This window comes from Acidovorax sp. SRI_002 (assembly GCF_057586455.1).
Map to the genome: position 1 here is coordinate 114,778 of NZ_JBYCZW010000001.1, position 24,782 is coordinate 139,559.

The window sequence follows — 24,782 nt, forward strand, 5'->3', positions numbered from 1 at the left end:
CGCTCAGGCAGTCGATTCTTCCGCCATGCCCTGGTGGCGCAGCAGGGCTTCCAGGCTGGGCTCGCGGCCCCGGAAGGCCTTGAACGATTCCATCGCAGGGCGGCTGCCACCGGCTTCCAGAATGGCCTGGCGGTAGCGGCGACCCGTTTCTATACTCGGCAGACCGTCGCTTCCCGCGGTTTCCTCGAAGGCTGCGTAGGCGTCTGCACTCAGTACCTCGGCCCATTTGTAGCTGTAGTAGCCAGCGGCATACCCGCCCGCAAAGATATGGCTGAAGGTGTGTGCCGTGCGGCTGAATGCCGGGGGCTGCAGCACGGCCACTTCGCGGCGCACCTGGTCCAGCAGAGGCATGATGTCCTGGGCCGGGTCGTGTTCGGTGTGCAGCAGCATGTCGAACAGCGAGAACTCAATCTGTCGCAGCGTCTGCATGCCGCTCTGGTAGTTCTTGGCGGCAATCATCTTGTCGAACAGCGCGCGGGGCAGGGGCTCGCCCGTGTCCACATGGGCCGTCATGTGCTTGAGCACATCCCATTCCCAGCAGAAGTTCTCCATGAACTGGCTGGGCAGCTCCACCGCGTCCCACTCCACGCCGCCAATGCCCGAGACGTCGCGCTCGTTCACCTGGGTGAGCATGTGGTGCAAGCCGTGGCCGAACTCGTGGAAGAGGGTGATCACGTCGTCGTGAGTGAGCAGCGGTGGCTTGCCGTCCACGCCGCTGGCGAAGTTGCACACAAGGTGCGCCACCGGGGTTTGCAGCACGCCCGTGTCGGGGCGCAGCCAGCGTGTGCGCACATCGTCCATCCATGCGCCGCCGCGTTTGCCGGTGCGTGCAGGTTGGTCGAGGTAGAACTGGCCCACCAGCTGGGTGCCCTTATGGGCGCCCTCCGGGTGCGTGCGCTCAATGCGGTAGAACTCAACGGCTGGGTGCCAGACGGCGGCCGTGTCGCGCCGGATGGACACTTCGAACAGGGTTTCGATGATCTTGAACAGGCCTGCCAGCACCTTGGGCGCCGTGAAGTACTTCTTGACCTCCTGCTCGCTGAAGGCGTAGCGCGCTTCCTTGAGCTTTTCGGAAATGTAGGGCCAGTCCCAGGCCTGCGGATTGGCCAGGCCCAGGTGTTCGGCGGCAAACGCGCGCAGGTCGGCGATGTCCTTCTCGGCGTAAGGGCGTGCGCGTCGGGCCAGATCACGCAGGAAGGTGATCACCTGCGCCGGAGATTGGGCCATCTTGGGCACCACGGACACTTCCCCAAAATTGGCGTAGCCCAGCAGTTGGGCCTCTTCGCGGCGCAGTGCCAGGATTTCGCTGATCAGCCCTGTGTTGTCGAACTTGCGTGCATCGCCTTCAGCCTGGTCGGAGGCACGGGTCACATAGGCGCGGTAGAGCTTCTCGCGCAGGTCGCTGCGCGCGGCAAACTGCATGACCGGTAGGTAGCAGGGCATCTTCAGGGTGAGCTTGTAGCCTTCCTTGCCGTCTGCCTGTGCTGCGGCCAGCGCGGCCTGTTGCACATCGTCTGGAATGCCATCGAGCTCTTCGGCCGTGGCGTAGTAGGCGTAGGCGTCGGTGGCATCGAGGGCGTTCTCGCTGAACTTCTGGCTCAGCTCGGCCTGGCGTTCCTGGATCTGCGCAAAACGCTCCTTGGCGGCACCGGTCAGCTCCGCGCCACTCAACACAAAGTTGCGCACCGCGTTCAGGTGTGCCTGCCGCTGCTCTGCAGTCAGGGTGGCGGGGTCGATGGCCTTGTACTTGGCGTACAGGCGTTCATCGGCACCCAGGCGCGTCCAGAACTCGGTGACCTTGGGCAAGGCGGCGTTGTAGGCTGCGCGCAGTTCAGGGGTGTCGGCCACGCTGTTGAGGTGGCTGATGCTGCCCCAGGCGGTGCCCAGCCGTTCGGTGGCCACATCCAGCACTTTCGCAATCGCATCCCAGCGGGCTGGAAAGTCGGGTGCGGTGACAGTCTCCAGCGCGGCATTGGCACGCTCGAGCAGAACATCCACGGCAGGCGCCACGTCCTGCGGTGTGATGCGGTCGAAATGGGGGAGGTCCGAGAAGTCGAGAAGGGCGTTGCTCATGCGAAATCAGATGGCGCCATATGGCGCAGGTTCAAGTTGCAAAGCCGCCGACATCGACAGCACTGACCCAGGTCAGTGCCCTGCAGTGCGCTCAGCGGCTTCGATGGTGTTCACCAGCAGCATGGTAATGGTCATGGGGCCAACCCCGCCAGGCACGGGGGTGATCCAGCCGGCCACTTCCTTGACGCCGTCAAAGTCCACGTCGCCGCAGAGTTTGCCTTCGTCATTGCGATTCATGCCCACGTCAATCACCACGGCGCCAGGCTTGACCATGTCGGCGGTCAGCACATTGCGTTTGCCGACTGCGGCCACGATCACATCGGCCTGCAGGGTTTGAGCCTTGAGGTCCTGGGTGGCACTGTGGCAAATAGTGACGGTGGCGTTCTGGCCGAGCAGCATCAGCGCCATGGGCTTGCCCACGATGTTGCTGCGGCCGATGACCACGGCGTGTTTGCCCTTGAGCTCGTAGCCGATGCTTTCCAGCATCTTCATGCAGCCATAGGGTGTGCATGGCCAGAAGCCGGGCATGCCGGTCATCAGAGCCCCGGCGCTGGCGATGTGAAAGCCGTCCACATCCTTGGCGGGCGAGATGGCTTCGATCACCTTCTGCGCATCAATGTGTTTGGGCAGGGGCAACTGCACCAGGATGCCGTGAATGGCCGGATCGTTGTTGAGGGCCTCCACACGGGCCAGTAACGCGGCTTCGGTCATGTCGGCCTCGTACTTTTCGAGGACGGAGTACAAGCCGCTGTCTTCGCAAGCCTTGACCTTGTTACGCACATACACCTGGCTGGCAGGGTTGTCGCCCACCAAGACAACGGCCAGCCCGGGGGTGACGCCACGGGTTTTCAGGGAGGCGGCGCGTTGCGCCACGTCGGCGCGCAGTTGGCGGGAAAGGGCGTTGCCGTCGATGAGTTGGGCTGTCATGTCAGAGAATATGAGTCAAATTGGTCTCTAGCGCTTTATCAGCAAGCGCGATCAGCTATCAAAATGTGAGTATCAACCCTTGGGGGCGTTCTGGCCGAGGGCGATCTTGAGCAGGTCGGCCACGGTGTTGGCGTTGAGCTTCTCCATGATGTTGGCGCGGTGCGCCTCCACCGTCTTGATGCTGATGCCCAGGTCGTCGGCAATCTGCTTGTTCAGGCGACCGGCCACGATGCGTTCGAGCACCTGGGCTTCGCGGCTGGTCAGCTTGGAGAGCAGGGCATCGCGGCTGGCGGCCTGCTGGTAGCCGGCGAAGGCCTCGCGGGCGTGGTCGAGCATGCGCTCGACGAGTCCGACCAGTTCTTCTTCGTCAAAAGGCTTCTGGATAAAATCCAGCGCGCCTTTTTTCATGGTGTTCACAGCCATGGGCACGTCGCCGTGGCCTGTAATGAACACGATGGGCAGGGGGGACTTGCGCTCGATCAGTCGATCCTGAAGCTCCAGGCCCGTCATGCCGCCCATGCGGATGTCCACAATCAGGCAGGCGACTTCGCGGGGGTCGTAGCGTGAGAGAAAGGTCTCGGCCGAATCAAAGCAACGCACCCGGTAGTCCTTGCCTTCCAGCAGCCACTGCAGGGAATCGCGAACTGCCTCGTCGTCGTCCACAACGTAGACAGTGCCTTTTTTCGGAATCAAGCTCATGCAATTGTCCTTGGTTTTTGAATGTTTGCTACAGAATTTGTAGTGGCATCAGCAGGCTTGGCAAGCGGCAGCCAGAAGGAGAACTTGCAGCCCGTGACCTCGGATCCATTGTAGAGGTTCTCCGCAAGCATCCTGCCCTGGTGCGACTCGACGATGCTGCGGCACAGATTGAGGCCCATGCCCATGCCTTCTTCCTTGGTGGAGAAGAAGGCTTCGAAGAGGCGCTCCAGCACTTCGGGGGCCAGGCCCTTGCCGGTGTCCTGCACCGAAAATTCCACCACTTCGCGGTCTTCGACGTGTTTGGGCACCACGCGCAGTTCCACGCTACGACCCGACGGTGGACGGTTGGCGTGCTGGATGGCTTCGGCGCCGTTCTTCATCAGGTTGACCAGCACCTGCTCGATCAGGATGGTGTCCACCATCACGGGCGGCAGGCGGGCGGCCACATAGTGCGTCAGGCGCACGTTGTGTCGGCGCAGCTCGATGTCGGCCAGCTCCACGGCTTCGTTGACCATCGAATGCACGTCGGCCAGGGTGCGGTTGGGCTCGCTCTTCTTCACAAAGGCCCGGATGCGCTGGATGATCTGGCCCGCGCGCTGGGCCTGGTGGGCGGTCTTTTGCAGTGCCGTGAGCAGCGCTTCTTCGGTCAGCTGGCCACTCTGGATGCGCGAGACCATGCCACTGCAGTAATTGTTGATGGCCGTGAGCGGCTGGTTCAATTCGTGCGCCACGCTGGAGGCCATCTCGCCCATGGTGATGAGGCGGCTGACGGATTGGGCGCGCTCGGCCTGGCGTGCCGCCTGCTCCTCGGCCTGGCGGCGGGGGGTGATGTCGGTGGCAATCACCATCTGGGCCAGTCGGCCGTCCACCCAGTTGAGGTAGCGCGAGCGTACTTCGAGCCACTTTCCCAGGTCGGGCAGGTAGATTTCGGCGTTCTCGGTGCGGGCGCTGGTGAGTGGGTCGGTGGGCAGGCCCATGAGTCCGTCTTCGTCGTCCATGCCCGTGTGCTCCGTGCCCGCCACGGGCACCACGCCCGCCTGCGCCACCAGCTGCAGGTGGCCGCCCGTCTGCGAGCCGAACCATTGGCGGTAGAGCTTGTTGGCGAACAGCAGTTCTTCGCTGCCCAGCGGGGCCACCGACACCGAGGCGTCCAGCGATTCCAGGACGATGGTGAAGCGCTCGTGCGATGCGGAAAGCTGTTCGCGGATGCGGTTGGGCTCGGTGATGTCCGTCATCGAGGTCATCCAGCCCGTCTGCTGGCCGTGTGCATCGATCAGGGGCGACACATACAGTCGCGCATCGAAGAGCGTGCCGCTTTTGCGCCGTACCCGCACCTGGAAGCCGCCCACGATCGTTTTGCCCGACAGTTCGTCGCGCAGCTTGGCGTGCAGGGCTTCGTGGTCGGAGTCGGGCCAATAGGGGAAGGGTGCTTTCAGGCCCACCAATTCGGCCTCGCTCCAGCCAGTCATCTGGCAGAAGGCGGCGTTCACATAGGTGATGCGGCCTTCCATGTCCAGCGCGCGCATGCCCGTCAGGATCGAGTTCTCCATCGCGCGGCGGAAGTTCGTCTCGGCCACCAGGGCCTGCTGGGCCTGCATGCGGCGGCGGGTGTGGCGCCAGGTGGCGATCAGCATCCAGGCCGTCATCGCGCTCAGCGTGCCCACCAGCCAGAACAGCCCACTGCCCACAACGCCCAGCGAGGTGCGGTAGGCCTGCGCCTTGAGCACCAGCCCGTTGCCCACCGGGGAGACGGGCACCTCGTACTCGTTGGCTCGGGGTGACCAAGGCAGGAGCTGTGTGGCCGTGTTGCGCGGTCCCAAAGGGGTTCCGGCCAGCACCTGGTTCTTGCCATCGAGCAGCGTGACGGCGTAGCGCGCCAGCACCTCGGTCGGCGTGCCGTAGCGCAGCAGGCTGTCGATGGAGTATTCGCCCAGCACCACCCCGCTGAATTTGCCCTGGTTGTTCAAAGGCACCTGCAGCTGGAGCAGCGGGGTTGAATCGCCCGAGGTTGCGGCCGGCTGGGCGTACACCGGCTGTTGCAGGTCGCGGGCCAGGCCAAAGGTGTCGGCCGTGTCGCCGGGTTTGAGCACTTCGCCGGCAATGCGCAGCTCGCTGCTGGCCAGCGTCGGTGCAGCATGGCTGGCGCGGATGCGGCGGCGCTCGTCGATCCAGGTGATCGCCTGCAGTTCGGGGTATTGGCTGATCAGGCTTTCGGCACGGCTCACAAACTCTGTGCGTTCCAGCTCTTGGTTGGACAGGTCACGCGCAATGCGCATGAGCTGTTCTTGCCGCTCCAGCAGCCGCAGGCGCACACGCTGTTGCGCGTATTCCACGTCACGCCGTAGGGCTTCTTGTTCGCGCTCGGCCTCTTCGGCGCGCAAATACCAGAACGCCGCCACGATGGCGGCCAGAAACATCAGCACGGCAGCCAAGGGTGCCAGCGCCGCAAACCGGTCCTGCCGGGTAGGCGACAACCCGCGCCACCACTTGCGCCACCAGCGGGCAGGCGCTGCCACGACCATGGCTGTGGGGGAGGGGTGAGGGGGCAGGGAATCCATCCTTCAAGTGTAGGGGAGCAGCAGCCCGGAATCCGGGGTACGTGCAATGTGCGTTTGCAGCATTTTCTTGCAATATGAAATGCATAGGCACCATTTGAAATTTTAGAAAAATATGCGAAACTAGAGCCAACGTACTAAATTGCTGCCACACCTACAGGAGACAAAGCATGTCAGCTCAGCCCGACCCTCAGGCCGGAAACGGCAACGCGCCCGCCACCGATACCGACCAACAGGAAACCCGTGAGTGGATGGATGCGCTGTCCGCCGTCATCGACAAAGAGGGGGCCGAGCGCGCCCACTACCTGTTGGAGCAATTGCTGGAACACGCCCGCCAGAACAGCGTGGACCTGCCGTTCTCGGCCAATACCGGCTACGTGAACACCATAGAGCCCAGCCAGGAGGCACGCAGCCCCGGCAACCTTGAAATCGAACAGCGCCTGCGCGCCTACATGCGCTGGAACGCCATGGCCATGGTGGTCAAGGCCAACCGCCATCACCCGCCCGAAGGTGGCGATCTGGGCGGTCACATCGGCTCCTTTGCCTCGCTGGCCAGCATGTTTGGCGCGGGCTTCAACCATTTCTGGCATGCCGAGAGCGAGAACCACGGCGGTGACCTGCTTTACATCCAGGGCCACGTATCGCCCGGTATTTATGCCCGCGCCTACCTGGAAGGCCGCCTGAGCGAAGAGCAGTTGCTCAACTTCCGCCAGGAAGTGGACGGCAAGGGCCTGTCGAGCTACCCGCATCCCAAGCTCATGCCCGAGTTCTGGCAGTTCCCCACGGTGTCGATGGGCCTGGGCCCGCTGATGGCCATCTACCAGGCGCGTTTCCTCAAGTACCTGCACGCCCGTGGCATCGCCAATACCGAAAACCGCAAGGTCTGGGTGTTCTGCGGCGACGGTGAAATGGACGAGGTCGAATCCCTGGGCGCCATTGGCCTGGCGGCGCGTGAGAAGCTCGACAACCTTGTGTTTGTCATCAACTGCAACCTGCAGCGCCTGGACGGCCCCGTGCGTGGCAACGGCAAGATCATTCAAGAGCTCGAAGGCGAGTTCCGTGGCGCGGGCTGGAACGTCATCAAACTCATCTGGGGCAAGGGCTGGGACGAGTTGCTCGCCAAAGACCATGATGGTGCGCTGCGCAAGCTCATGATGGAAACCAACGACGGCGACTACCAGGCCATGAAGGCCAACGACGGCGCCTACGTGCGCAAGAACTTCTTCGGCCGCGACCCTCGCACCCTGAAGATGGTCGAGCACATGACCGACGACGAGATCTGGAACCTGCAGCGCGGCGGCCACGATTCGCAAAAGGTCTATGCCGCATTCCATGCCGCTCAAAACCATGGCGGCCAGCCTTCCGTCCTGCTGGTCAAGACCGTCAAGGGCTTTGGCATGGGCAAGATTGGCGAAGCCAAGAACACGGTTCACCAAACCAAGAAGCTCAGCGACGAAGACATCAAGGCCTTCCGCGATCGCTTCAACATCCCGATCCCCGACAGCCAACTTGCCGAACTGCCCTTCTACAAGCCCGCCGACGACACCCCGGAAATGAAGTACCTGCACGAGCGCCGCAAGGCCTTGGGCGGCTACCTGCCACACCGTCGCGTGAAGGCCGACGAGAGCTTCACCGTGCCTGCGCTGGACACCTTCAAGGCCATCCTGGAGGCTACGCCCGAGGGCCGCGAAATCTCCACCACGCAAGCTTACGTGCGCTTTCTCACGCAGCTGCTGCGCGACCAGGCCCTGGGCCCGCGCGTGGTGCCCATCCTGGTGGATGAAGCCCGTACCTTCGGCATGGAAGGCCTGTTCCGCCAGATCGGCATCTACAACCCCGCAGGCCAGCAGTACACCCCGGTCGATAAAGACCAGGTCATGTACTACAAGGAAGACAAGGCGGGCCAGATCCTGCAAGAGGGCATCAACGAAGCCGGCGGCATGAGCAGCTGGATCGCGGCGGCCACCAGCTACAGCACGAACAACCGGATCATGATCCCGTTCTACGTGTACTACTCGATGTTCGGCTTCCAGCGCATTGGCGACCTGGCCTGGGCGGCGGGTGACATGCAAGCCCGTGGCTTCCTGCTGGGCGGCACCTCAGGCCGCACCACGCTCAACGGCGAAGGCCTGCAGCACGAAGATGGCCACAGCCACATCCTGGCCAACACCATCCCCAACTGCGTGAGCTACGACCCGACCTTTGCGCACGAAGTCGCGGTGATCATGCACGACGGCATGAAGCGAATGGTCGAGCGCCAGGAAAACGTCTTCTACTACCTGACGCTGCTGAACGAAAACTACCCCATGCCCGGCCTGCAACCCGGCACCGAAGAGCAGATCATCAAGGGCATGTACCTGTGCAAACAGGCGCCCGCACTGCCCAAGGATGCGCCCACCGTGCAACTGCTGGGCAGCGGCACCATCTTGCGCGAATCGTTCTTTGCGCAAGAACTGCTTGAAAAGGACTGGGGCGTGGCCGCCTCGGTGTGGAGCTGCCCAAGCTTCAACGAACTGACCCGCGACGGCCAGAACGCCGAGCGCTGGAGCCTGCTGCACCCGACCGAAGAAGCGAAGGTGCCTTTCGTCACGCAGCAACTGTCCGCATCGCAAGGTCCCGTGGTCGCGTCCACTGACTACATGAAGGCCTACGCCGAGCAGATTCGTCCGTTCATCCCCAAGGGCCGCACCTACAAGGTGCTGGGCACCGACGGCTTTGGCCGCAGCGACTTCCGCAGCAAGCTGCGCGAGCATTTCGAGATCAACCGCCACTACATCGTGGTCGCTGCGCTCAAGGCGCTGAGCGAAGACGGCATCCTGCCCGCCACCAAGGTGGCTGAGGCGATCGCCAAGTACAACATCCAGGCCGACAAGGTCAACCCGCTGTACGCGTAAACCGAACGGAGACAACAATGGCATTGGTAGACATTCAAGTCCCGGACATCGGGGATTTCGACGAAGTGGGCGTGATCGAACTGCTGGTCAAGGTGGGCGACACGGTCAAGGCCGAGCAGTCGCTCATCACTGTCGAGTCTGACAAGGCATCGATGGAGATTCCGTCCAGCCACGCAGGCGTGGTCAAGGAACTCAAAATCGCCCTGGGCGACAAGGTCAAGCAGGGCTCTGTGATTGCCGTGGTCGAGTCGGCAGACGCGGTTGCCTCAGCCCCGGCTGCTGCGCCAGCCCCTGCCGCTGTTGCACCCGCCCCCGTTGCGGCCGCTGCGCCAGCACCGGTTGCACCCGCTGCAGCCCCTGCAACTGCAGGCCCGGTGGAAGTGCGCGTGCCCGACATTGGCGACTTCAAGGACGTGGCCGTCATTGAGTTGCTGGTCAAGGTGGGCGACACCATCAAGCTCGAACAATCGCTGTTCACCGTCGAATCCGACAAGGCCTCCATGGAGATTCCGTCGCCCGCCGCTGGCGTGGTCAAGGAGCTCAAGGTCAAGATTGGGGACACCGTCAACATCGGCGACTTGGTGGCCTTGCTGGAAGGGGTGGCGGGCAGTGCGCCAGCTGCCGCTGCAGCGCCCGCAGCGCCGGCGGCGGCTCCCGCTGCTGCGCCTGTTGCAGCCCCCGCACCGGTTGCAGCAGCCGTTGCACCGGTCGCCGCTACGGCCTCCGTGCCCGCCCACCAGCCTGGCACGCCCACAGCGGGCCTGCCGCACGCATCGCCCTCGGTGCGCAAGTTCGCCCGCGAGCTGGGTGTGCCCATCGATGAAGTCAAGGGCAGTGGCCCCAAGGGCCGTATCACGCAAGACGACGTGCAGTCCTTCACCAAGCAGGTGATGGCGGGTGCCACCCAAACCAAGGCGCAGGCTGCCAAGGCGCCTGCCGCATCCGGTGGCTCTGGCGGTTCCGGTGTGGGCCTGGATCTGCTGCCCTGGCCCAAGGTCGACTTCACCAAGTTCGGCCCCGTCGAGCGCAAGGACCTCTCGCGCATCAAGAAGATCAGTGGCGCCAATCTGCACCGCAACTGGGTCGTCATCCCGCACGTCACCAACCACGACGACGCGGACATCACCGACCTCGAAGCCTTCCGCGTGCAGTTCAACAAAGAGAACGAGAAGAGTGGCGTCAAGGTCACCATGCTCGCCTTCATGATCAAGGCCGCCGTGGCCGCGCTCAAGAAGTTCCCCGAGTTCAACAGCTCGCTCGACGGCGACCAGCTGGTGCTCAAGCAGTACTTCCACATCGGCTTTGCGGCCGACACGCCCAACGGCCTCGTTGTGCCCGTCATCCGCGACGCCGACAAGAAGGGCATCGTCCAGATCTCGCAAGAGATGGGCGACCTGGCAAAGAAGGCGCGCGACGGCAAGCTCGGCCCGGCCGACATGACCGGTGGCTGCTTCTCCATCAGCTCGCTGGGCGGCATTGGCGGGCGCTACTTCACGCCCATCATCAACGCGCCCGAAGTCGCCATCATGGGCGTGTGCAAGAGCAGCATCGAACCGAAATGGGACGGCAAGCAGTTCGCACCGCGCCTGATGCTGCCGCTGTCGCTCAGCTGGGACCACCGCGTGATCGATGGCGCGGCCGCCGCACGCTTCAACGTGTACTTTGCCTCGCTGCTGGCGGACTTCCGCCGCATCGTGATGTAACGAAAGGGCAAGACACACCATGGCAATCATCGACATCAAGGTGCCCGACATCGGCGACTTCGCCGAAGTGGCCATCATCGAAGTGCTGGTCAAACCCGGCGACACCATCAAGGCCGAGCAAAGCCTGATCACCGTGGAGTCCGACAAGGCCTCCATGGAGATCCCGTCCAGCCATGCTGGGGTTGTGAAGGAGCTGAAAGTGAAGCTGGGCGACAAGATCGCCGAAGGCTCGGTGGTGTTGACGCTGGAAGTGCAGGGCGCTGCAGCTCCAGCGCCTGCTACAGCCCCGGCACCCGCAGTTTCTGAGCAAAAACAGGCCCCATCGCCCGCCCCACAAGCGCAAGCAGCTATCAATTTAGTAGCATCCAGCTTTGCAGGCACTGCCGATATGGACTGCGACGTGCTCGTGCTCGGCGGCGGCCCCGGCGGCTACTCGGCTGCCTTCCGCGCGGCCGATCTGGGCCTCAAGGTCATCATCGTCGAGCGCTACGCCACCCTGGGCGGCGTGTGCCTGAACGTGGGTTGCATCCCGTCCAAGGCCCTACTGCACGTGGCAGCCGTCATGGACGAAGTGAGCCACATGGCCGACCTGGGCGTGGACTTTGGCGCCCCTGCCGTCAACATCGACAAGCTGCGCGGCCACAAGGAAAAGGTCATCGGCAAGCTCACCGGTGGCTTGGCCGCCATGGCCAAGATGCGCAAGGTGACCACCGTGCGCGGCTACGGTGCCTTTGTGGGTGCCAACCACCTAGAAGTGGAAGAAACCACCGGCACTGCGCAAGAGAAGACGGGCACCAAGAAGGTCATCGCCTTCAAGAAGGCCATCATCGCCGCCGGAAGTCAGGCCGTGCGCCTGCCCTTCATGCCCGACGATCCACGCGTGGTCGACTCCACCGGCGCCCTGGCGCTCAAGGAAGTGCCCAAGCGCATGCTCATTCTGGGCGGTGGCATCATCGGCCTCGAAATGGGCACGGTGTACAGCACTCTGGGCGCGCGCCTGGATGTGGTCGAGATGATGGACGGCATGATGCAGGGCGCCGACCGCGACCTCGTCAAGATCTGGCAGAAGATGAATGCCAAGCGCTTCGACAACATCATGTTGAAGACGAAAACGGTGGGCGCCGAAGCGACACCGGAAGGCATCAAGGTCACGTTCGCCCCGGCAGAAGAGGGCGGCACCGCCCCCGAGCCGCAGGTGTATGACCTGGTGCTGCAGGCTGTGGGCCGCACACCCAACGGCAAGAAGATTGCCGCCGAAAAGGCAGGCGTTGCCGTGACGGACCGTGGCTTCATCAACGTCGACATCCAGATGCGCACCAACGTGCCGCACATCTTCGCCATCGGCGACATCGTGGGGCAGCCCATGCTGGCGCACAAGGCGGTGCATGAGGCGCATGTGGCGGCAGAAGTGATTGCTGGTGAACTGCAGGGCAACAAGGAACTGGCCTCCGCCGCCTTCAACGCCCGCGTGATTCCGTCGGTGGCCTACACCGACCCCGAAGTGGCATGGGTGGGCCTTACCGAAGACCAGGCTAAGGCGCAAGGCATCAAGGTCAAGAAGGGCCTGTTCCCCTGGACGGCCTCCGGCCGCGCCATCGCCAACGGCCGCGACGAGGGCGTGACCAAGCTGCTGTTCGACGACTCGCCAGAGGCCCATGGCCACGGCAAGATCCTGGGCGGCGGCATGGTGGGCACGCATGCCGGCGACATGATCGGCGAGATTGCCCTGGCCATCGAGATGGGCGCCGACGCCGTGGACATCGGCAAGACCATCCACCCGCACCCCACGCTGGGAGAAAGCATCGGCATGGCGGCGGAGATTGCGCACGGCAGCTGCACGGATGTTCCGCCGCAGAAGAAATAAGTAGCCAGCTTCTCAGCTTCTAGCTAGTAGACAAAGCCCGAACCGGTAACGGTTCGGGCTTTTGCGCATTGCGCGCCCCTGCAATCGTTGCAAAATGTTTCTGATTGGTATTGACTGAAGCGATCGCCGGTCTCCCAGGCGGGCGTACGACGACCACCAGCAGATTGTTGATCTGGAAGCAGGATGCCCGTAACGCCAACCATCGCCGCTCAGCCTGACGATGACCCGAACCTTGCCTGGGTGCTGCTGGGTAAGGGGCTGGACCTGTATCAGGATGCCGTACTCATACTGGGCGAAGAGGGCCGCTTCGTCTATGTGAACGATGCCGCCACCCGCGCCCTGGAATACAGCCGCGAGGCGCTGCTGACGATGGGGCCGCCGGACATCGATCCGAACATTTCCAGGGAGCGGTGCCAGGAAATACTGCAAAGCCCGGAGGGCCAGGCTTTTGTCATCGACACGGTGCACAAGACCCAGAGCGGCAAACAGATTGCCGTGCAGGTGCACGGTGTGACGCTGCGGCGGGAGGGGCGCTTGTTTGCCGTCTCCATCGTTCGCGACATGTCGGAAGCCCAACGAATGCAGGAGGCCCTTCAGCAGCGCCAGCAGTATTGGCGCACCCTGCTGGACGAGTTCCCATTTTTTGTCTGGCTCAAGGACGAGCACAGCCGTTTGCTGGCAGCCAATATCGCGTACGCCAGAGTGGCGCGGGTGGCCTCCACGGCGGAACTGGAGGGCCGGACTGAATTCGATTTCTTCCCCAAGGATTTGGCGGAAACGTATGTGGCCGACGACAAGGCTGTCATGGCGGCGGGCGTGGCCCACTATGTGGAAGAGCTGTACGTCGATGAGCACGGGCAGCGGCGCTGGATGGAGGTGTGGAAGTCTCCGCTGCACCAGCATGGCAAGGTGGTGGGCACGGTGGGATATTCCAGAGATATCACGGACCGCAAGCACACCGAGAGTGAACTTCAGAAAGCGCTGGCCTTTGCCCAGGGGGTGATTGATGCCTTTCCGGACTTGTTGTTCGAAACCGACCGGGAAGGCCGTTACCTGAATATCTGGACGCGCAACCCCGAGTTATTGGCGGCCAGCCGGGAGGCTTTGCTGGGGCGGACGCTGCAGGAGGTGCTGCCTCCTGAAAGTGTGGCGATTGCCGAGATGGCGTTCGCGGAGGCAGAGCACAAAGGCGTGTCGTTGGGCCATGTCATATCGGTTGCGACCTCTCTGGGCCCGCGCTGGTTTGAACTGTCGGTATCGCAAATGCGCACCAGCGTGGATGCGCGCCCGCATTTCATTACGGTCTCCCGCGATGTAACGCAACGGCTGGAACTGCAGGATGAGCTGACCTTGCGGGAGCGTGAGTACCGTACCCTGGTCGAAAACTCTCCCGATGTGATTGCCCGTTTTGATCTTCAGTTCGGCTGCCGGTATGCCAACCCGGTGTTGCTGAAGGCGGTGGGGCGGCTTGACACCGGCGCGCTGGGATGCTTACCCCATGCGCTCTGGGGGCAAGAGGTTGGGGCAAAGTTGACGCAACATCTGGTACAGGTGGTGGACAGCAAGGCGCCCGTCGAGTTGGAGCTGCAATGGTCCGATGCGCTGGGGCGCCGCATCTGCAGTTTGGTGAGTTTGACCCCCGAGTTGGACGACGACGCCAGCGTCTCGAGCGTGTTGCTGGTGGGGCGGGATATCGGTGAACTGAAGGCCTACCAGGACAAGGTCCACCAGATGGCTTTCTACGACGCGCTGACGGGGATGCCCAACCGCGTGCTGTTCCATGACCGCCTGGCGCAAATGCTGAAGGATGCGGCCTACCACCGCGCTCAGGCGGGTGTGATGGTGGTGGACCTGGACCGCTTCAAGCAGATCAACGACACCATGGGTCATGCGGCGGGAGACGCGTTGCTCAAGGAGGTCTCCCTGCGCCTGCGCGCCAGTGTGCGCACTTATGACACCGTAGCCAGGCTGGGAGGGGACGAGTTCGGCATGCTGTTGCCAAAGATCCATACCGGCAGCCATCTGGCGCGTGTGGCGGGGAAGGTGAAGACCGCCTTCAACCAGAGCTTTTGGCTGGAGGGGCAGGAAATTTTCGTCTCCTGCAGTGTCGGTATTGCGGTGTACCCGACGGACAGTGAGGCGGCAGAAGAGCTGCTCAAGTACGCAGATTCGGCGATGTACTCCGCCAAACGCTCCGGGCGAAACAGCTTCCGGTTTTACTCCAGGGATATGACCGAGCATGCCCAGCAGCGGCTGACCCTGGAGTTCGACCTGCGCCGAGCGCTCCAGCGCGGTGAACTGGCGCTGCACTACCAGCCCAAGGTGCTGCTGGCGTCCGGCGCAACGGTCGGCTGTGAGGCGCTTTTGCGCTGGACGCATCCTCGCCTGGGCCAGGTGTCTCCGGAGTTGTTCATCCCGGTGGCAGAAGACGCTGGCTTGATCAACCAGCTGGGCGCCTGGGTGTTGCGCGAATCCTGCTCGACCGCCGTCGCCTGGAATGCCGGGGCCACACAGCCACGCAAGGTGGCGGTCAATCTGTCGGCCCGCCAGATCCAGGCCTCCGGCCTGGTGGCGCAGGTGAAGGAAATCGTGTCCCAAACGCGTTGCAAGCCCCAGTGGCTGGAGTTTGAGATTACCGAGAGCCTACTCCTTGACGAGGACGGTGTTGCAGTCAAGGCTCTGCGGGCCCTGCGCGACATGGGGGCCACCATCGCGATCGATGACTTCGGCACCGGGTATTCGGCGCTGTCCTATCTGGCCCGCTTCCCCATCGATACGCTCAAAATCGACAAATCGTTCATCCACTCCGCGACCACTGACCATTTCAGGGCCGAGCTCATCAAGGCCATCTTGTCGATCGCGCGCTGCTTGAACCAGGAGGTGGTGGCGGAAGGCGTGGAAACGCCCGAGCAGGCAGACTTCCTGGCGGCGGAAGGATGCCAGTTGGCTCAGGGCTTTCTGTTCAGCAAAGCGGTGCCACGAGAGCAATTGCTGGGCATGTTTGGCGCCTGACAGGAGCTCGCTGGGCTGGCCACGATCCGCCCGCACCGCGCAGTTCTGCATGGGCTGCTGCAGGGGCTTTTTTTGCCTGGAAGATGATCAAAGGCGCATTAGGCTCATTGTTACAGGTGGAAACTGACATGGGGTCGGGCGATTCAATCCAGTATTCTCGACAACACACTTGCTCCGGACTGGGCTCCCACGCCCAGTTGCCGTGAATACAGTGAAGAAGGCGCAAGCCAATTTTGGCTTGGCGCCCACAAACCAGGGAGTCGACTTTGAAATGGATGAACTTGGCCCGCTTTACCGGGCACGCGGTAACGTTTGCGAGTCTCGTAGCTTTGCAGGCCTGTGGCGGTTCCGGCGGAGGAGACAACGTCAGCCCACCACCGGCAGTGGCTGGAAAAATCGCCCTGTTTGCGGGTGACGTGGGGGGCGTTGGAAACCTGGATGGAGCTCGCGGCAACGCAACCTTCTATGGCATCCAAAGTCTGACGGTGGACCCTGCGGGCAATCTCATGGTGGCCGAGGTTGGCAACCACGCGGTGCGCAAAATTTCTTCTGACGGCACCGTGAGTACCGCTGCCGGTGGCGATATGGTCGCGGCATTCGCTGACGGGCAAGGGGTAGCCGCCAAGTTTCTGAATCCGCAATTTATTGCGGCGGACACCAAGGGCAACTGGTACGTTTCTGACAACGGAGAATACATACGCAAGGTGACGCCTCAAGGCGCGGTTACCACGCTGGCAAACGTCTCGACCAATTGGAACTGCCAGAGTTCATCGATGGTTTTCTGCCATGTTGGCAAACCTTTGGCGGTGGACGTTGCGGGTACGGTGTATTTCACCGCCAATAACCAGCTGCGCAAGCTGGGGGCAAACGGCCAAATGGAGACTTTGGTCAATGCCATCAGTTCGCGGGGGCTACCCACTCCGGCGTTTTCGTTTGTCTACCTGGCCTCTGGCTTGGTGGTGGATGCACAGGGGACGATCTATATCGCTGACCGTAACCAGCCTGTGATTCGCAAAGTCTCGCCTGCGGGCGAGATGACGATACTGGCCGGCTCGGAAGAGTCAAGCCAGGCTGTGGACGGGCAGGGTAGCGCTGCGCGTTTTGTGGAACTTCAAGCCATCACGATGGATGCCGTGGGCAACTTGTACGTGTTGGAAGGCAACGGTGCTATCCGTAAAGTTACGCCTGCTGGTTTGGTCTCCACTGTTCGGCAGCCAACACAGACATGGAGTTCAGGCTGGTCGTACAGCTTTACCGGGTTTGCACGGGATGCAGCTGGAAACTTCTACCTGTCTGCGCTCGGAGCTGGCGGAAATGCACCTGTTTTTGGGAATACTGCCATCCTGAAAATTGATGCTCAAGGTGTTGAAAGTGTTTATGCGGGCCACAAGGGACTGGAGGGTGAGGGGGACGGAATTGGCAGCGCTGCACAGTTCTCTGATCCGCGCAGCCCATCCATCGATGGGAATGGCAATCTGGTCGTACTCGACCGGTTCGTTAATCCCAACAGCCACTTGTCGGGCCACATTGACGACTCCTACTCTCTGCGCCGCATAAGCCCTGAAGGCGGCACAACGAGTATCGTTCGCATGGAATATCAAAATGCGATGAGCGGAGCGGCCGTAGATCGACGAGGCAATACATATGTCGGCGGTGGGAAGCGCATTCGAGTGATTGCTCCCGACGGCACAGTCCAATCATTCTTTGAAGGCAGCGAGAGTCTTCCCGATGGATTGAAGGTGTTGGCGGTAGATAGCTCCGGGGCGGTGTATGTAGCCGCAGGCTCAACAGTACCGGCCGCAGGCCTGCCTATTTTTGTGCCGACAAGGCCGTATGGAGCAATTTACAAGATCAATTCGGACAAGACCGTGAGTCTGCTGGCTGGCAGGGCGGGCGTTCAAGGCCTGGTGGATGGCATGGGGGATTCCGCTCGGTTTTCTTCCATTGGCGGTGGCGCGCTGGACTCTGCAGGTAATCTGTATGTGGCGGATCCCGCCAATCATGTGGTCCGCAAAGTTACTCCAGCGGGTTTGGTCAGCACCATCGCCGGTCAACCCGGCGTTCTTGGCTACAGCGATGGGGCGGCGGCGCAGGCTAAATTCTGGTTCCCCGTGGATGTCAAGATCGATGGTCAGGACAACTTGTATGTGGCTGATCGCAACAATGCTTTGGTGCGCAAGATCACTACTAGTGGTGTGGTGAGCACCGTGGTTGGCACGGTTGGAAAGTACGGTTTTGTACCTGGCGCCTTGCCGAGTGTGATTCCTCCCCCAGAAGGCATTGCGCTGAAAGACTCCGCGCTCTTTATTACGACGCGCAATGGGGTGTTGAGGGCTGATCTGTAACACAGAAGAGGCTGGCGCTCATTCTGCTTGCGGGATGGCTGCTGGCAGCCCGCTGTAGCGAATTCAAGTCGCCTCCTTGGGGGCTGCGTCAAAGTGCCCGGACAAAAGTCGTGGAAAATAGATGGTTTTCTGCCGCTACCTCTGGGGCAGAACATCCGCCCGGCCTCCCAATCACTTTTGCTCCTCTGAGCTTGTCCATGTCAGACGTCAACTCCTCCAAGATCTCTGTCGAGAAAATCGGCGGCACCTCCATGACCGCCTTTGGCGATGTGCTGCGCCACATCATGCTGCACGATCCCAAGCGCATTTATGGCCGGATCTATGTGGTGTCTGCCTACTCTGGCGTGACGAACCAGTTGCTGGAGCACAAGAAGACGGGCGAGCGCGGCATCTATGCCCTGTTTGCAGAGGGCAAGGGCTACCAGGACGCCTTGACCCAACTTGCCGCCAGCCTCAAAAAGCTGAACGCGGGCTACGCCGACCTGGGCCTGCCGCTGGATGTGGCCGATGCCTTTGTCGACCAGCGCATTGGCCAGGCACGTGAATACCTGAACGCCATGCAGCACGTGCTCGCTAGTGGCTATCTGAGCCGCAAGGATGTGCTGCTGGCCGCTCGCGAAGTGCTGGCCTCCATTGGCGAGTCGCACAGCGCGTTCAACTCGGTCGAGATCCTCAAGGTCAATGGCGTCAACGCCATCCTGATGGACCTGGCCGGTTTTGACGACAACGAAGCCTGGACCATTGATGAGCGCATTGCGCAAAGCTTCAAGGGCCTGGACCTGAGCGACAAGGTGGTGGTGGCCACTGGCTATACCAAGGGCACCGAAGGCATCATGCGCGAGTTTGACCGCGGTTATTCCGAGGTCACCTTCAGCAAGATCGCCGTGGAAGTGCGCCCAGCCGAGGCCGTGATCCACAAGGAATTCCACCTCTCGTCCGCCGACCCCAACCTTGTGGGCCTGGAAAACGCCATCGTTGTGGGCGCCACCAACTACGACGTGGCTGACCAGCTGGCTGACGTGGGCATGGAAGCCATCCACCCCAAGGCTGCCAAGCCGATGGAATTGGCGGGCATTCCCATCCGCCTGAAGAACACGTTTGAGCCCGACCACCCTGGCACGCTCATCACCAAGGACTTCGTGGGCGAGCGCGCGCGTGTGGAGATCGTCACGGGCACCGACAAGGTCACGCTGATCGAGATCCACGACCCCAGCATGGTGGGCACGGTGGGCTTTGATGCGGGCCTGATGAACGTGTTCTGCAAGCATGATGTGAGCTACATCCTGAAGGCAACCAACGCCAACTCCATCGCCCATCTGGTGTGGGACAACCAGGTCACGCCCGAGCTGGTGGCCGAGCTGCAGGAGGGCTACCAGGTCGTGACGATCAAGCCCAGCGCGATCGTGTGCACCATCGGCTCCAACATTAGTATCCCGGGCGTGCTGGCCAAGGCGGCGCAGGCGCTGGCTGATGCGCAGGTCAACGTGAACTGCGTGTCGCAAACCCTGCGCCAGGTGAACATGCAGTTCGTGATCGAGCGCGAGGATTACAAGACCGCGATCAAGGCGCTGAACCTGGCACTCTGCGTGAACTCAGGAACTCCCGTTCCACGTGTTTGAAGGAATAGCGGCAGGCTTGCCTTCCGCTATGCCGTTCCATAACGAGCCCGCCCTGTGCGGGCTTTTTATCGCCTGGATGTCTCCGTCAGCCGGCGCCGAGCAGCCTTTCGAAAAGGTCCGTTCCACCCATCTGCCCACCCTTGAGCATCAACTCCAGCCCGTGGCGCGACGGATCTGAGCTGTGTGCGCTGCTCAGCGTGACCCCGGGACATACCGTGGTTTTGTACGACAGCCCCCACAGCTGAAGCGCCTGCACGGCGTGGCTGGAGGTGTCGCCCCCCGCAATGCCAATGCGCCCCAGGGGCGTGCCGTTGTCGGCCTGCGCCTGCACGACGCGGGCTACCAGGGCCGCGCTGGCGGGGGCGACGGCTGCCAATGCGCCACCGGCGGGGGCATGGGCGCCGTCCGCAGGCCCGGTGTAGGCCAATACATGATGGCCTTGCTGCAGCCCGGCACATATCGTGCGCTGGGTGGCCTGGGCGTACGCTGCGTCGGTGCCCAGGCGCTGCGCGTCCACAGGGATGTGTTGGTAAGACGCTGCGGCCTGGACCTGGGCCGCAGTGATGGGTGACAGGCTGCCCGCCCAGGCGAACACAGGGCCAGTCGATGGCGCCAAGGCGGGGGTGGGGTGGCTTGCGTGGGCTCCCCAGTGAGCGATCAGCGCTTGCGCCACGGAGCTGGGCCCCACGGCGAGCAGACGCGCGCGTTGTGCCTGTTGCCAGAGCAGGCGCCCCACGCTGGCCAGCTGGTCTGCACTGGTCAGGTCCAGCAGCGTGGGCACGAACGGCAAATCGGGCAGATCGGCCGGGCCGTTGTCCAGAAGCGTGCCCAGTGCGGTGCGCAAGGTTGCCGCGTTTTGCCCTGTATCCGCTTCATACAACGGGTAATGCAACGCCGTGATGCCCTGCAATCCTTGTTGCGCCAGATGCACCCGCAAGTCTGCCTCGGCCATGGGGGTCACTGGGTGCCGGTGCATCGTCGGGTGCCGGTCAATGCGGTAGACGGCTCCACCCGTCCCGGCAGCGGCAAACAGATTGCTGAACGCGCAGTATCGGCCCAGGCTGGGCTGGCCTCCGAGGATGGGCACCCAGCGGTTGTCCACGCTGGGATGCAGGGTCTGGATGGCGCAGGCAATGTTGCCGACATGGGGTGCGCTGTCGAAGGTGGAACACACCTTGTAGTGCAGCACGGTGGGCGCAATCTGCCTGAAAAATTGGCCCACACCGGTCAGCTCGACGCGCATGGCGTCGGGCGCCATGGCACGCGCGGCGCCGGCAATGCCGATGGCATCCAGCGGCCCGGCGGCCACCAACGCTTGCGCGCTGGGCACGCCCATGAACAGCATGGACCGCAGGCCCGCCTGGGCCAGCACGGCGAGGGTGTCGGTGGCGCCGGTGAAGTCGTCGCCGTACAAGCCAAACCGGGGGGCTGTGGTGGTCATGGTTCAGGGCTTCTTGCCGAAGAATTCGATGGCGCGGCGCAGCTCGGGGGCGCGTGCCGCGCGCTCGGCCAGGGTTTCGCCCTTCTGCACCGCATTCCACGCCTGCTGCAGGCTGGCCACGCCCGAAGCGGGGCCATCGGGGTGGGCCAGGATGCCGCCGCCGGACATGAACAGCAGGTCGTTGGACTGGATGTTGTCCCACGTGGCAGGCACGGTGCCAGCCCACTGGCCGTTGGAGAAGGCGGGCAACACGCGGTCGTCCAGGCCTTCGCACAGCGGGGCCAGGGTGTCGCGCGCTGACTCGATCACTTCTTCATCGGTCTGCGAGAACTTGCCTTGCAGGCCATGCACGTGCATGTGGTCCACACCCGCAAGGCGCCACAGCGTCTGCCAGGCGTTGAACGAAAAGCCCAGCAGCGGGTGGCGCGACAGGGCGCCGTAGCCGTTGCGGTGGCCGTGTAGCGCCAGCGGGGTGTGGCGCCGCAGGGTTTGCACGGCGGAGTAGCCGCACCAGTTCAGGCTCACCATCACACAGCTTCCGCCTTCTGCGGCGATCAGGTCGGCGTGGCGGCGCATGGCGTCGGTTTCGTCGGTGATGTTGAAGGCCACCATGACCAGCTTGCCGGTTTTGTCCTGGTGGGCGCGCACGCGGCGCATCACGGCCTTGACGCGGTCGGCCAGCGGCGCGCGAACCGGGTTGGCGCAGACCTCGTCGTCCTTGATGAAGTCCACCTCCGCGGCACACAGGCGGCCGGCCAGGTCGCCGGTTTCTTCGGCCGACAAACCCACGTTGGGTTTGATGATGGTGCCGATCAGCGGGCGCCCCTGCACACCCGTCAGCGCGCGGGTGCCGCTGATGCCGTGGCGGGGCATGTCGAACTGCGCGCGGTAGGCGCTGGGCAGTTTCATCGACTCCAGGCGCAGGCCGGTGACCTCGCCCAGGTCGTACAGATTGCCCGACACCGTGGCGGCCAGCGTCGGCAGGTTGGGGCCGATGTTGTCGCACGGAAAGCTCACGCGCAGCCGGGCGCGTTGCCAGGTCTGCGGCGTGTCGAACATGCCGCGCCGCTGCATCCAGCCGTTGGGCAGCGAAGGGGCGGGCGCCACGTCCAGCAGCTCAACCGATTCGACCGTGGCGCGGGCGCGTTCGCGCAGCGCGTCGGTCTCGCCCTCCACCCGGGTGAAGGTGCCACACGATTGTTCGCCCGCCAGCACTTCGGCCACGTGGGCCGGGTCCAACGGGGTCTCGATCAGGTAGGTGGCTTCAAAGCGGTCTGGGGACATGGTGGGTGAACTACTGTTTTGATAGCTGCTAGCGCTTATGGAATAAGCGCTAGAGGCCAATTTGGCTTGAAATTCTGGGCGTCTTCAGATCTTGGACAGATCCGGAAACGGCCGCACCGGGTCGGTCGTACCGTCCCAGGTCTCCGACTCCGAACGGATCAGGTCGAACATGCGGCCCTTGGGGCCCGCCACTTCCGACAGCTCGATCACGGTGCCGGGGTGGTACTCGGTGTCGAAGTACACAAACCGGCCCTTTTCGCCCACCTCGCCGCTCATCACCGTCTTGAAGCCCTGTGCCGTCAAACGCGCCATGTCGGCGTCGTAGTCGCTTGTCCAGTACGCCACGTGCTGCAGCCCGGTGCGCCCGGCCTGCAGAAAGTCGCGGTACATCGACGGCACATCGTTGCGCGTCTGGATCAGCTCGACCTGCACATAGCCCGAGTTGGCCAGCGCCACCGAGTTGTGCGGCTCGTATCGCTCGCCCTTGTAAACGTAGTTCTTGATCGGAACCTTGGGGTTGTAAAACCAGGGGCCTACGCCCAGGGTCTTGCTCCAGTAGTCCATGGCGGCTTCGATGTCGTGGACCACGTAGCCAAGTTGGCGGATGGCGCCGAAATGACGGCTCATAAAAATTTCCTTTAGTGGTGATGCGTCAGGGCAGGGCGCAGCCGGGCGGGGCCCGTCAGGCGCCGCCCAGGTTGCAGGCTTGGCTTGCTAGTTGGCTTACTTCGCGCCGTCGATGATTTCTTTGGGGATCGGCACGCCCGCGTACTTCACATGGATGTCGTTCAACTTGCCGTTGGCCAGGTTGGTCTTGATCCAGCCATTGACGGCGGCCATCAGCTCGGGCTGGCCTTTGCGCATGGCCACGCCCAGCTGGTACGACTGCAGGATGAACTTGGTCTCGAAATCGCGCGCCGGGTTCTTCTTGGCGATGGCCGCGATGATCGGCGGCGTGATGGCCACGATGTCGGCCTGGCCGGTGGCGGCGGCGGTGATGGACGCGGATTCATCGTCAAACCGCACCACCTTGGCCTGCGGTGCGCGCTCGGTCACGATCTTGTCCTGCGGGCCACCGCGCGTCACGGCCACGGTTTTGCCCGCCAGGTCTTCGATGCTGGTCAGCTTCAAGCTCTTGGGCGCGCCCACTGCCGCCTGGATGGCGCCGTAGGGGATGGAGAAGTCCACCGCCTTCTGGCGCTCGGGCGTGATCGACAGCGACGAGATGATCAGGTCCACCTTGTTGGACAGCAGGTTGGGGATGCGTGCGGAGTTGGTGGTGTTCACGATCTCCAGCGTCAGACCCAGGTCCTTGGCCAGCAGCTCGGCCGCCTCCACGTCCGAGCCCACGGGCTTCATCTTGTCGTCCACATAGCCGTAGAACGGCGCGCCAAAGTCGATGCCCACGCGCAGCTTGCCGGCAGACTTGATGTCGGCCAGCTCGGCCATGGCGGGCATGCACAGGGCGGCGGCGCCCACAGCCAGCAAGGTGCGGCGGAAGAAGAGGGATACGGTCATGGTGGTTGTCTCCTGGTGGTTTTTGGATACGGAATCGAAAGGGGCAGGGCTGAAGCTGAAACTCAAAGCCCGTGAGAAAGAAAGTCGCGCAGCTCGGCGGTCTGCGGGTGTTTGAGCATGTCGCCCGGGCCCGTCTCCCAGACCTTGCCTTCGTGCATGTAGATGATGGTGTCGGCCACACGGGCGGCAAACTCCATCTCGTGGGTGACCAGAACCATGGTCATGCCGCCCTGGGCCAGGGCTTCGATCACACGCAGCACCTCGCCGGTGAGCTGCGGGTCGAGGGCAGAAGTCACCTCGTCAAACAGCATCACCTGCGGCTCCATCGCCAGCGACCGGGCAATGGCCACGCGCTGCTGCTGCCCGCCCGAGAGCTGCTCGGGGTAGGCCTGCGCCTTGTCCGCCAGGCCCACCTGCTGCAGCGTGCGGGCGGCAATCTCGCGCGCCTTGGCCGTGGGCAGGTTCTTCACGGCCTTGGGGGCCAGGGTGATGTTCTGCTCCACCGTCAGGTGCGGAAACAGGTTGTAGCTCTGGAACACGATGCCCACGTCCTGGCGCAGCTGGCGCAGGTCGATGGCCGGGTCGTGCACAGCGTGGCCGCAGACATTGATGGTGCCGCTGTCGATGATCTCCAGCCGGTCGATGCAGCGCAGCGCCGTGCTCTTGCCCGAGCCGCTCTTGCCGATGATGGCCACCACCTGGCCCCGGGGAATGGCAAACGACACGCCCTTGAGCACCTGGTTGCTGCCAAAGCTTTTGTGCACGTCTTTTAGTTCAACGACGGGCTGCGCAGGCGAGGCCGCTGGCTGGGAGGGTTGCGTGGCAGCGTCTCGGGCGAGGTTCATGGT

At 63.0% G+C, this 24,782-nt stretch carries 15 protein-coding genes; 6 read left to right on the forward strand and 9 right to left on the reverse strand.

Annotated features, from left to right (window positions below):
• Positions 1–3: 3 nt before the first annotated feature.
• The 4 genes from AC2YJX_RS00535 to AC2YJX_RS00550 all read right to left on the reverse strand — a co-directional run bounded on the left by AC2YJX_RS00535 (position 4) and on the right by AC2YJX_RS00550 (position 6,257).
• Positions 4–2,073, reverse strand: a complete 2,070-nt coding sequence (locus tag AC2YJX_RS00535) for a M3 family metallopeptidase (RefSeq protein WP_487254926.1) — start codon at positions 2,071–2,073, stop codon at positions 4–6.
• 72 nt (positions 2,074–2,145) lie between these two features.
• Positions 2,146–3,000: a bifunctional methylenetetrahydrofolate dehydrogenase/methenyltetrahydrofolate cyclohydrolase FolD gene (gene folD / locus AC2YJX_RS00540; RefSeq protein WP_228895231.1), complete on the reverse strand. Its 855-nt coding sequence runs from the start codon at positions 2,998–3,000 to the stop codon at positions 2,146–2,148.
• A gap of 72 nt (positions 3,001–3,072) precedes the next feature.
• Entirely contained in the window at positions 3,073–3,699 is a 627-nt protein-coding gene (locus tag AC2YJX_RS00545; RefSeq protein ID WP_007848524.1) for a response regulator transcription factor, read from the reverse strand.
• Positions 3,696–6,257, reverse strand: coding sequence for a PAS domain S-box protein (locus AC2YJX_RS00550; protein ID WP_055395892.1), 2,562 nt, complete (start codon positions 6,255–6,257; stop codon positions 3,696–3,698). Before AC2YJX_RS00550 ends, AC2YJX_RS00545 begins: the two co-directional genes overlap by 4 nt.
• Positions 6,258–6,424: 167 nt before the next feature.
• Between AC2YJX_RS00550 and aceE the strand changes: the two genes are divergently transcribed.
• From aceE to AC2YJX_RS00580, 6 genes are all read left to right on the forward strand, one after another.
• Positions 6,425–9,148, forward strand: a complete 2,724-nt coding sequence (aceE, locus tag AC2YJX_RS00555; protein ID WP_487254927.1) for a pyruvate dehydrogenase (acetyl-transferring), homodimeric type — start codon at positions 6,425–6,427, stop codon at positions 9,146–9,148.
• A 17-nt stretch (positions 9,149–9,165) separates the two neighbouring features.
• Complete coding sequence (aceF, locus tag AC2YJX_RS00560) at positions 9,166–10,851, forward strand: dihydrolipoyllysine-residue acetyltransferase (RefSeq protein ID WP_487254928.1); 1,686 nt, start codon at positions 9,166–9,168, stop codon at positions 10,849–10,851.
• Between the two features lie 19 nt (positions 10,852–10,870).
• Positions 10,871–12,715: a dihydrolipoyl dehydrogenase gene (gene lpdA, locus AC2YJX_RS00565; RefSeq protein WP_487254929.1), complete on the forward strand. Its 1,845-nt coding sequence runs from the start codon at positions 10,871–10,873 to the stop codon at positions 12,713–12,715.
• 183 nt (positions 12,716–12,898) lie between these two features.
• Positions 12,899–15,727: a sensor domain-containing protein gene (locus tag AC2YJX_RS00570; RefSeq protein WP_487254930.1), complete on the forward strand. Its 2,829-nt coding sequence runs from the start codon at positions 12,899–12,901 to the stop codon at positions 15,725–15,727.
• 266 nt (positions 15,728–15,993) lie between these two features.
• On the forward strand, positions 15,994–18,072 hold the full coding sequence (locus AC2YJX_RS00575; protein ID WP_487254931.1) for an NHL repeat-containing protein: 2,079 nt from the start codon (positions 15,994–15,996) through the stop codon (positions 18,070–18,072).
• A gap of 197 nt (positions 18,073–18,269) precedes the next feature.
• Positions 18,270–19,691, forward strand: a complete 1,422-nt coding sequence (locus tag AC2YJX_RS00580) for an aspartate kinase (protein ID WP_487254932.1) — start codon at positions 18,270–18,272, stop codon at positions 19,689–19,691.
• Between the two features lie 85 nt (positions 19,692–19,776).
• Here AC2YJX_RS00580 and AC2YJX_RS00585 read toward each other — a convergent pair whose 3' ends face one another.
• The 5 genes from AC2YJX_RS00585 to AC2YJX_RS00605 form a co-directional block, all read right to left on the reverse strand.
• Complete coding sequence (locus tag AC2YJX_RS00585; RefSeq protein WP_487254933.1) at positions 19,777–21,132, reverse strand: four-carbon acid sugar kinase family protein; 1,356 nt, start codon at positions 21,130–21,132, stop codon at positions 19,777–19,779.
• Between the two features lie 3 nt (positions 21,133–21,135).
• On the reverse strand, positions 21,136–22,416 hold the full coding sequence (locus AC2YJX_RS00590) for a ribulose-bisphosphate carboxylase large subunit family protein (RefSeq protein WP_487254934.1): 1,281 nt from the start codon (positions 22,414–22,416) through the stop codon (positions 21,136–21,138).
• An 84-nt stretch (positions 22,417–22,500) separates the two neighbouring features.
• On the reverse strand, positions 22,501–23,043 hold the full coding sequence (locus AC2YJX_RS00595) for a VOC family protein (RefSeq protein ID WP_487254935.1): 543 nt from the start codon (positions 23,041–23,043) through the stop codon (positions 22,501–22,503).
• 96 nt (positions 23,044–23,139) lie between these two features.
• Entirely contained in the window at positions 23,140–23,934 is a 795-nt protein-coding gene (locus AC2YJX_RS00600) for a transporter substrate-binding domain-containing protein (protein ID WP_487254936.1), read from the reverse strand.
• Positions 23,935–23,996: 62 nt separating this feature from the next.
• Entirely contained in the window at positions 23,997–24,779 is a 783-nt protein-coding gene (locus AC2YJX_RS00605) for an amino acid ABC transporter ATP-binding protein (RefSeq protein ID WP_487254937.1), read from the reverse strand.
• Between the last annotated feature and the right edge of the window lie 3 nt (positions 24,780–24,782).